At 65.0% G+C, this 8,852-nt stretch carries 9 protein-coding genes and 1 tRNA gene; 7 read left to right on the top strand and 3 right to left on the bottom strand.

Translation table 11 applies throughout. The features are described from left to right. Positions 1-366 (top strand): YHS domain-containing (seleno)protein (locus Q0982_RS09705; RefSeq protein WP_299394703.1); only part of this gene is annotated, 366 nt, incomplete at its 5' end. Between the two features lie 659 nt (positions 367-1,025). On the opposite strand, the gene Q0982_RS09700 is transcribed toward Q0982_RS09705, so the two are convergent. Beyond that, a tRNA-Ser gene (locus tag Q0982_RS09700) sits at positions 1,026-1,115 on the bottom strand. Positions 1,116-1,350: 235 nt separating this feature from the next. Here Q0982_RS09700 and Q0982_RS09695 point away from each other — a divergent pair. Both Q0982_RS09695 and adhP read left to right on the top strand, forming a co-directional pair. Continuing rightward, entirely contained in the window at positions 1,351-2,094 is a 744-nt protein-coding gene (locus tag Q0982_RS09695) for an isochorismatase family protein (protein ID WP_299394701.1), read from the top strand. Between the two features lie 180 nt (positions 2,095-2,274). Beyond that, a complete protein-coding gene (adhP, locus tag Q0982_RS09690; protein WP_299394699.1) occupies positions 2,275-3,294 on the top strand; it encodes an alcohol dehydrogenase AdhP in 1,020 nt (339 codons plus the stop codon). Here adhP and Q0982_RS09685 read toward each other — a convergent pair. Then, positions 3,281-3,811 carry an isoprenylcysteine carboxyl methyltransferase family protein gene (locus tag Q0982_RS09685; protein WP_299394696.1) on the bottom strand — a complete coding sequence of 177 codons (531 nt, stop codon included), beginning with the start codon at positions 3,809-3,811 and terminating at the stop codon, positions 3,281-3,283. The two genes, adhP and Q0982_RS09685, sit on opposite strands and share 14 nt — an antisense overlap. 4 nt (positions 3,812-3,815) lie before the next feature. Further along, positions 3,816-4,988 carry a type III polyketide synthase gene (locus Q0982_RS09680; protein WP_299394695.1) on the bottom strand — a complete coding sequence of 391 codons (1,173 nt, stop codon included), beginning with the start codon at positions 4,986-4,988 and terminating at the stop codon, positions 3,816-3,818. A 266-nt stretch (positions 4,989-5,254) separates the two neighbouring features. Here Q0982_RS09680 and Q0982_RS09675 point away from each other — a divergent pair, with 266 nt between their 5' ends. The 4 genes from Q0982_RS09675 (at position 5,255) to Q0982_RS09660 (ending at position 8,786) form a co-directional block, all read left to right on the top strand. Further along, positions 5,255-5,701, top strand: coding sequence for a hypothetical protein (locus Q0982_RS09675; protein WP_299394692.1), 447 nt, complete (start codon positions 5,255-5,257; stop codon positions 5,699-5,701). 318 nt (positions 5,702-6,019) lie between these two features. After that, on the top strand, positions 6,020-6,241 hold the full coding sequence (locus Q0982_RS09670) for a hypothetical protein (protein WP_299394690.1): 222 nt from the start codon (positions 6,020-6,022) through the stop codon (positions 6,239-6,241). Between the two features lie 241 nt (positions 6,242-6,482). Further along, a complete protein-coding gene (locus Q0982_RS09665; protein WP_299394687.1) occupies positions 6,483-7,712 on the top strand; it encodes a lytic murein transglycosylase in 1,230 nt (409 codons plus the stop codon). 144 nt (positions 7,713-7,856) lie between these two features. After that, a complete protein-coding gene (locus Q0982_RS09660; protein WP_299394684.1) occupies positions 7,857-8,786 on the top strand; it encodes a septal ring lytic transglycosylase RlpA family protein in 930 nt (309 codons plus the stop codon). Positions 8,787-8,852: the final 66 nt, after the last annotated feature.

The raw sequence follows: 8,852 nt of genomic DNA, 5'->3' as shown, positions 1-8,852 counted from the left end.
GCAGGAAACCAGTTGGCCGTCGCGATTGGCGGGTATGACACGGTATCGTATCACCAAGATGGTCCAATGCCGGGAGAGGCTCGGATCAACCATTTCTGGAACGGAGCGATCTGGTACTTTGCTTCGACCGAGAACCGGGACGCCTTTGCGGCTGATCCGGAGCGTTACGCCCCTGCTTATGATGGCTATTGCTCTTGGGCGGCCAGCCAGAGCTACAAAGCACCGGGCGATCCCAATGTTTGGCAGATCGTAGACGAAGTACTGTATGTGCAGGTCCATCCGCGCGCGCAGGAGCTTTGGCAGGCAGACATTCCGGCGCATATCATAGCTGGCGATGAGAACTGGCCGCGCATTCACCCGTTCTAAGGCGAGATCACGCCGACGGTGGTTGGGTTCTGGGAGGGTGACACTCCTGCCCTAAGCCCTGGCAGGCCTGGATACAGACTGATTGAAAGGCCGGTCCGGTTTCGCAGAGCAGGAACCGGCCCGGCCTTTCGTCTCTCTGACCGGGCGCAGCATGATGATGACAATAGATACTGCCATACCGAGCCGCGCCGGGCTTGGCCTTAAGGTCGAGCACTAAGAAGCCGTTCTGGACGGACAGCCGGACCGTGATGGACTGTCACTAGCGCTCCCCCTTCGTGGTTTTGGGCAGTCCCCACAGGAGCACCGCACCCGATGCCCTACACAGATCCTTGCGCCGATACCGCTGCTGGGCACCTGGCCCCCACGCCACCTCCATGAGCACGTCGGCCTCCGTCATGGCGATCACGCGCTTTCGGGACAGAAAGCCGACAAAGCCGCACTGGTCGAGACGGGCGTAAGGGCGGTGTTTGTTGGCTCCGAACAAAGGCAGAGCCACCCGGAAGACCGAACCAGGGGAATGGGCGAGCGTGCCCACGGCGGCCTGAGTTTTCGGAGTATTCGGAGCCCATAAAAAAGGGCGAAGTGTGGGCCTAAATGTGGGACCGGAAAGACCGATCGACATTTTCCCCGTTATATATCAGATAGATAGATTGCAAGCTTGGCGGATGGGGTGGGATTCGAACCCACGAGACGCTCTCACGCCTGCCGGTTTTCAAGACCGGTGCCTTCAACCACTCGGCCACCCATCCTCTGCGCCCGACCAGCGGCCGCCCGGGCCCGATTCGTGGGGCCGGCGGGCGAGAGGTAGCAAAGCCCGGGGAGCCTGGAAACCCCGAAAAGCCCCCTATCCGGTATCAGGGCCAGCTTCGGGGCATTCCGGCAGATCCCGCTCTGACGCGGGTCAGCCCTGCGCCTTTCGCCCCTCGCACCGGGCGGCGACGGCGACTAAACTGGCCGCATTGGATGCTTATGCAGGAGGCCGCCATGCCGGACAGCGCCGATCTTCCGGGTCTTACCGAACACCTGGCCGCCGCGATGCCGGTGGCGCCGGGAAAGCTGGACCTGGGTGCCGAGGCGACCGGACTGGTCATCGTCGACGAGGTCAACGGCTTTGCGACCGTGGGCGCCGGCAACCTGGCGCCGCCGTCCCCGAACGCCCAGGTGAGCACCATGGTGGCGGAAACCGACCGTCTGGCCCGTGGCTTCAGCGAGCGGGGCTGGAAGATCCTGGCCTTTCTCGACACCCACGAACCGGGCAAGCCTGAGCCGCCCTATCCGCCGCACTGCGAAGCCGGAACCGGGGAAGAGGAGCTTGTGCCGGAATTGGCTTGGCTGGAGAACGATCCCCACACCACCCTGGTGCGCAAGGACTGCATCAACGGCTTTGTCGGCGCCATCCGTCCGGACGGCAGCAACGCGGTGGTGGACTGGGTGAACGCCGCCGGGCTGCAGCGGGTGCTGGTGGTGGGCATCTGCACGGACATCTGTGTTATGGACTTCGTCCTCACGCTGCTTTCGGCACGCAACCACGACCTCATGCCCAGCCTGAAAGACATCTCTGTCTACACGAAGGGCTGCGCCACCTACGACCTGCCGATGGCCGCCGTGGAGAGCCTTGGTCTGCCGCGCACGGCGGCGCACCCGCAGGATCCGACGCACCACATGGGGCTCTACTTCATGGCCTCGCGCGGCGCGGAGATCGTCGACCGGGTGACCCTTCCGGTCTGACGTCAAGCAGGGCGGCGATTGCTTTCCCGCCACCCTTTGATCGACTTTTCCGAAGCCGATGGCGCTGCCTCCGGCCATGCCATAGCTTTCTGTTTGGGACAGGAGTCCGCCGGCCAAGGTCTGCAAGCCGGCGCTCTTGAGCCGACATTAGGGAACGGATTGGCTGGAAAGGACGCCGCTATGTCCAGCAGGATGAAAGCCGCAGTCGTCACCGAGTTTGGAAAGCCGCTCGATATCCGGGAGGTGGAGAAGCCAAGCGCACGGGACGGCAAGATCGTCGTCAAGATCGCCGCCAGCGGCGTCTGCCACACCGACCTGCACGCCGCCCAGGGCGACTGGCCGGTGAAGCCCAAGCCGCCCTTCATTCCCGGCCACGAAGGCGTCGGCATCGTTGCCGAGGTGGGCAAAGGCGTCACCGCGGTGAAGGAAGGAGACCGGGTCGGCGTGCCCTGGCTGCACACGGCCTGCGGCCACTGCCACCACTGCGTGGGCGGCTGGGAAACCCTCTGCACCGACCAGGCGAACACAGGCTACAGCGTCAATGGCGGCTTTGCCGAGTACGTGCTGGCCGATCCCGCTTACGTCGGCCACCTGCCCGATGGCCTCGACTTCGCGCCGGGGGCGCCGATCCTCTGCGCCGGAGTCACGGTCTACAAGGGCCTGAAGGAAACCGAGGCGAAGCCGGGCCAGACTGTGGCGATCGTGGGGATCGGCGGGCTCGGACAACTGGCTGTTCAGTATGCCAAAGCCATGGGCTTCCACGTCATCGCCGTCGACATCGCCGAAGACAAGCTGGCTCTCGCGAAAGAGTCCGGCGCCGATCAGGTGATCAATGCAGCCACCACCGATGCGGCAGCGGAGGTTCAAAAGGGCGGCGGCGTGGAAGGCGCGGTGGTGACCGCGGTCTCCCGCGATTCCTTCGGTCAGGCGGTCGGCATGCTGGGCCGCGGCGGGACCATGAGCCTGGTCGGCCTGCCCCCGGGGGGCTTCGAACTGCCGATCTTCGAGGTGGTGCTGATGCGCAAGACGATCCGCGGGTCCATCGTCGGCACCCGCAACGATCTGGCCGAGGCGCTGCAGTTCGCTGCGGAGGGCAAGGTCGCTTCGCGCTACTCGACTGAACGCCTGGACGACATCAACGCCATCTTCTCCCGCATGGAAGCGGGCAAGATCAACGGCCGGATCGTTATGGAGATCTGACCGGGCCAGCGGAGACTGTGGCTGTGCGCCGCGCGGCGAGAGCCTGGTCTTCGCAGCGGATGCGGATGGCGAGGATTACGGCGTTGGCTGCCGAGAACGCCAGCGCCAGTTCCCAGGCGCCGAACGCCAGTGGCAGGATTAGGATCTCCCCGGCCACCACTACGTAGTTGGGATGACGCAGCAGGCGGTAGGGGCCTTTGCGGACCAGCGGCGCGTCGGGCAGGGTGATGATGCGCGTGGTCCAATACCGTCCGAGGCTGGCCAGCACCCAGAGCCGCAGCCCCTGCAGCGCGACGAAGACCGCCAGCAACGCCCAGTTGGGTGGCGTTTCCGCTGGCACGAAGACAGCGAGGGCGATCAGCCAGGCCGCGTGGAGGCCGACCAGCAGCGGATAGTGACCGGCACCGGCTTCGCGCCCGCCTTCGGCCAGCAGGCGACGGGTGTTGCGCTGCGCATAGACCAGTTCCCCCAGACGCTGCAGCGCCACCAGGACCAGAACGATCCAGAGCACGCTCATGGTCTCAGGCTTCCAAAATCTGGAAGCCGGCGGTGAAGCCGGGGCCCAGCGCTGTCATCACGTAGCGGCCCCTGAGGCCGGCGGCGCGCATGCGCTCCAACACGAAGAGTACGGTCACGGCCGACATGTTCCCGAAATCCCGCAACACCGCACGCGCGTCCGTCAGGGCCCCGTCCTCCAGCCCGAAGACCTCCTCCAGGGCCGCGATCACCTTGGCGCCGCCGGGATGGCAGATGTAGCCGTCGATGTCGTCGCGGCCAAAGCCCTGCTCCGAGAGAAAGCCGTCGAGCGCAGAGCCCAGGCGCTCGCGCACCAAGGCAGGAATGTCCCGGGAGAAGAGAACCCCCAGGCCGTCGTTCTCCACCGTCCAGCCCATAACGTCCAGGGAGGCCGGCCAGGTGAACTCGCCGCCGGCGGTCAACCGCGGTCCTTGCGCCAACCGAGCGCTATCCGGGACCCCGGTTCCGGAAACTGCCTCTGTTGGGGCCGGGGCGTCGGGGCCCGTGGCCTCCAGCAGCACCGCGGCTGCGCCGTCGCCGAACAGGGCCGTTGCAATGACGTTGCTCTTGGAGCGGTCATTGGCGCGGAAGGTGAGGGCGCAGAGCTCCACAACGAGACAGAGGATCTTCGCTCCCGGCGTGGCCCGCGCCATGGCTGCGGCCCGGGACAGGCCGATGACGCCGCCGGCGCAGCCCAGGCCGAAGATCGGCAGGCGCTGAAGGTCGCTGCGGAAGGCCATCCGGTTCATCAGATGGGCATCGAGGCTCGGGGTCGCGACGCCGGTTGTCGAAACCGTGACGAGTCCGTCGATGGACTCCGGCCCCAGGCCGGTCTGAGCAAGGCAATCCAGCGCCGCCTCTTCGAGGAGGTCGACCGCATTGTCGACGAAGAGCTGGTTGCGGGTCTTCCAGTCGCTGGGGGTCAGGTACCAGTCGATGGGCATGCAGGAGCGGCGCGTCAGGATGCCGGCATTGTCGAAAGCGGGCAGGAGCCGATCGATGTCGAGACGGCGGTCCGCAAAGAGGTGCTTGACCCGGCGGACCACATCTTCCTGACGCAGGGTGTAGCCGGGCACGGCGGTTGCCATGGCCTGCAGCGTGACGGCAGGCGTGATGGGGGTCAGAGCCCGGGGCTCTGGCCGTTCGGCATAATGAAGATCGACGGCGGTAATGGTCATCTCCTGTCGGCTTGGCGGCGCTGCGACAGGCAGCTTGCGGCTGGCGGCGCTGCAATTTTGCCCTTCTGGTTAACCTACGTGTCACCGCCGGCCATGGTTTCAATGACATTTGCTGCCAGACGGCCTGCGCGGCCGGGGGATCCGGCGGTTCGGAGCGCTGCTTAAGGCCCTGTTAAGGACAGACGTTAACGGGGACCAAGACCCGCTGTGGTATCCTCCACGGCAGCTCAGGAAGAGCGCCCGGACGAGCGGAATGGTAGGTAGCCATGCATAAGCTCTTGAAAATCTGTGCTGTTTTGGCCGCGGTGGTGCTTTGCGGCGGTATCGGCGCTGCCGTGCGGGCGGCTGACCTGCTCTCCACGCACCCGACGCATTACGATAAGCACCTCGGCGGCGGTCCGCCCAGCGGCAGCGCTCTGGGGCGCAAAACAAAGCAGGCCCGGCCCGGATCGCGAATCCTGGTGCGCGACGAAGGCCGACTCCAGGAACGCTGGGTCCTGAGTCCGGACCTTTCGAAGGCCTGTCGCCAGCGAAACTTCCGCCAGAAGCGCGACAATTTCTTCATCGGTCAGGTGAACGGCGTGACCTACGGCGCGGCCGTCGGCGGGCACGGCAGCCTGGTCGATCGGGCAAAACTGGCGGAAAACCAAGTGGTTTACCTGTTTCGCGGGCAAGGAACCACGGACTGCCGCGTCTATCATCGGACGAAATAGAGCCAAAATTCACGAATCTTTAAGTTGTTAACCATTTGTTTACCAAGTCGGCTGCACACTGAGCTCACGGTTCATCGACCGTCTCCTGAAATTGATTGCATCGACCTCTCAAAAGCCCCGCCTCCCCGGCGGGGCTTTTCCTTAAGGAAACGGCGCAAATGGCCGATTCGGCGATCAAAACCACTGGCTCTTCGCCCTTGTGGCTAAGATGGCAGGGTGCGCTTGCGTGCAGGGCCCGGCATGGTACATAGGGCAGCTTCATGGTTAATGGGCAGTGGGCGCATGCGGCTTTTTCTCTCCCTTTCAGCGGTCCTGACGATGCTTGTGCTTGCGGGCTGCTTTGCACCGAGCAAGGCCGACCTGATCAAGAAGGCGGAAGGCGCCTCGACGAAGGCCGAGTTGGAATCGGCACTGGGCGAGCCCAGCGACGTCTCGAAACTGGGCCCGATCGAGAAGTGGACCTACAAGGCCTCCGACGGCGCGGTGGTTTTCGTTCTGGCCGGCGACACCATCACTTTCGAGGTCACGGAAGGGCAGTAAGGCCGGTGCAGTAAGGCCGGGCCAGTGCGCCAATACCGTGCGCCGATACCGTGCGCCGATACCGTGCGCCGATACCGTGCGCCGATACCGTGCGCCGATGCCGTGCGGTTCCGCGCGGATTGCCAAGACTCGTGGCCCTGTGGCACAAGAGCCCTTAACCAAAGTCTGCCATCATGCCGGTTTCCGCCATCATGACTGCTTTGCCAGGGGCACTGCACAATTCTGCGAGGACCATCCGTTCATGACAGGCCTGACCCGCTGCGCCCGTTCTCTTGCTCTGTTCGTTTGCCTTCTGCTGGCGTTCGGCGGCGGCCAGCCCGCCTCCGCCAACCAGGCTGCCGGAAGCGCCGATCCGGGCTTCGCGGCCTGGCTCCAGGACCTGCGGGAGGAAGCGCTCGCCAAGGGGATCAGCGCAGCCACGCTCGATGCGGCGTTGAAAGACGTGGCGCCGGTCGCCCGGGTGATCGAGAAAGACCGCAGCCAGCGGGAATTCACGCTGACATTCACCCGCTACCTGCGGTCCAGTGTGACGGAAACCCGGGTCGAGCGCGCGCAGCGCCTGATGGAGGAACACCGAGACCTTCTTCAAAGAGTTGAGGCGCGCTTCGGGGTGCAGCCGCGCTTCCTGGTCTCCTTCTGGGGCCTTGAGAGCAATTTCGGCGACTATACCGGGGGCTTCTCCGTCATCCGCGCCCTGGCCACCCTGGCGCACGACTCGCGCCGCAGCGCGTTCTTTCGCGCCGAGCTTCTCCATGCGCTTCAGATCCTCGACGAAGGGCACATCACGCTGGATCGCATGTTGGGGTCCTGGGCGGGGGCGATGGGTCAGGTCCAGTTCATTCCCTCGACCTTCGTGAACTTCGCTATCGACTTCGACGGCGACGGCCGCCGCGATATCTGGAACAGCCTGCCGGACATCTTCGCCTCCGCTGCGAACTACCTCTCGCAGGAAGGCTGGCGCGGCGACGAGACCTGGGGCAGGGAGGTCGCTCTGCCGCCCGAATTCGACTTCGGGCTTGCCAGCCTGAAGATCGCCAAGCCGCTTGCGGACTGGGCCGGGGTTCACGGCCTTCGCAAGGCAGACGGATCTCCGCTGCCCGCAGTAGACCTGGATGCCTCGATTGTCCTGCCGTCGGGCCACCGCGGCCCGGCCTTTCTGGTCTATCGGAATTACAGGACGATCCTGATCTGGAACCGGTCGATCCTCTACGCTCTCGCGGTCGGGCATCTCGCGGACAGAATCGTCGGTGCGGCGCCGCTTTCGGCACTCCCGGACGAGCAACCCATCAGCCTGAAGGCGATCGAGGAGATGCAGGCGCTCCTGAATGCCAAAGGCTTCGATGCAGGGGAGCCCGACGGCCTCGTCGGCCGGCAGACGCGGGCCGCGCTGAGCGCTTACCAGCGCGCCATCGGCGTTCCGGCGGACGGCTACCCGACCGCAGAGATCATTGAACGCTTGAGGCGCGAGTAGCGGCAGGGCAGTAGCGACAGGGCAGGAGGCGGCTGCGCCGCCTTCGCTTGCAGGCAGGGAGAGGTCACGACGACATCTATGGATCGCGGAGCATTCCTGAAGAGTGAACGGGGCTTTCGGCGCGCGCGGCCGTTGGCAGCCTCCATGCTGACGCTGGCTGTCCTCGCCGGTTGCGCTGAGACGGAACTGGCCGTGCACAACGCAAAACGGCTCCAAACGCCGCCGGACGCGACGACAGAAACCCTTGGCGACTACAAGGTCGGCAAGCCGTACCAGATCAAGAACGTCTGGTACTACCCGCGGGTAGACTACAGCTACGACGAGACCGGCATCGCCTCTTGGTACGGTCCGGGCTTCCACGGCAAGCGCACCGCCAATGGGGAGATCTACGATCAGAACGCTATGACGGCGGCCCACCGCACCCTGCCGATGCCTTCCCTCGTTCAGGTGACGAACCTGGAGAATGGCCGCTCGATCCAGGTGCGCATCAACGACCGCGGGCCTTTCGCCCATGGCCGCATCATCGATCTTTCGAAGAAGGGGGCGGAGCTTCTGGGGTTTGTGCGCCAGGGAACTGCGCGGGTAAGAGTTCAGATCCTGGAGCTGGAGAGCCGGCAGTTGGTGGCGCGGGCGCAAGGCCTTGAGGTCCCGGAGGACGCTCCCTCTGCCGCGCCGGTGGAAACCGTTGCCGTGCAGGAGTTGCCGCCCGTCGGATCGACAGCGCCGGCAACGCCGCGCCCAGCGCCTGTGCGCACCGCTTCGGCCGAGCCTCTGCGTCCAAGCGATACCTTGGCCCTTGCGCCGGTATCGCCCGAAGCCGTCGTCACCCAGCAGGCCGCGCGCCGGACCCGCCTTTATGTTCAGGCCGGTGCCTTTACCCAGATCGCCAATGCGGAGCGGCTGCGTGCACGCCTCACCTCCGTGGGCAATGTCCAGATTTCCCGTGCGGTGGTCGGGGACACGCGGTTCTTCCGCGTGCGCCTGGGCCCGCTGCGGGACGTGGAAACCGCCGACCGGACCCTGGAACTGCTCTTGAACAACGGCTTTACCAATTCCAAGGTGGTGGTCGAATGACCGAACAATGCAGGCCTTTGCCGAGTGCTTTGAATCCCATTCACAAGAGGCCGCTGCGAAGCGCGC

Origin of the sequence: Pelagibius sp. (assembly GCF_028281305.1) — a bacterium.
In the GTDB taxonomy this organism is placed as follows: Bacteria; Pseudomonadota; Alphaproteobacteria; order Kiloniellales; family Kiloniellaceae; genus Pelagibius.
This window is presented reverse-complemented; position numbering and strand designations above follow the sequence as displayed.

What these genes read in the sequence shown, in the direction of transcription:
- Q0982_RS09695 (WP_299394701.1), top strand. Translation starts at nt 1,351, where the DNA reads ATGCCGGACAGCGCCGATCTTCCGGGTCTTACCGAACACCTGGCCGCC.
- adhP (WP_299394699.1), top strand. Translation starts at nt 2,275, where the DNA reads ATGTCCAGCAGGATGAAAGCCGCAGTCGTCACCGAGTTTGGAAAGCCG.
- Q0982_RS09685 (WP_299394696.1), bottom strand. Translation starts at nt 3,811, where the DNA reads ATGAGCGTGCTCTGGATCGTTCTGGTCCTGGTGGCGCTGCAGCGTCTG.
- Q0982_RS09680 (WP_299394695.1), bottom strand. Translation starts at nt 4,988, where the DNA reads ATGACCATTACCGCCGTCGATCTTCATTATGCCGAACGGCCAGAGCCC.
- Q0982_RS09675 (WP_299394692.1), top strand. Translation starts at nt 5,255, where the DNA reads ATGCATAAGCTCTTGAAAATCTGTGCTGTTTTGGCCGCGGTGGTGCTT.
- Q0982_RS09670 (WP_299394690.1), top strand. Translation starts at nt 6,020, where the DNA reads ATGCTTGTGCTTGCGGGCTGCTTTGCACCGAGCAAGGCCGACCTGATC.
- Q0982_RS09665 (WP_299394687.1), top strand. Translation starts at nt 6,483, where the DNA reads ATGACAGGCCTGACCCGCTGCGCCCGTTCTCTTGCTCTGTTCGTTTGC.
- Q0982_RS09660 (WP_299394684.1), top strand. Translation starts at nt 7,857, where the DNA reads ATGCTGACGCTGGCTGTCCTCGCCGGTTGCGCTGAGACGGAACTGGCC.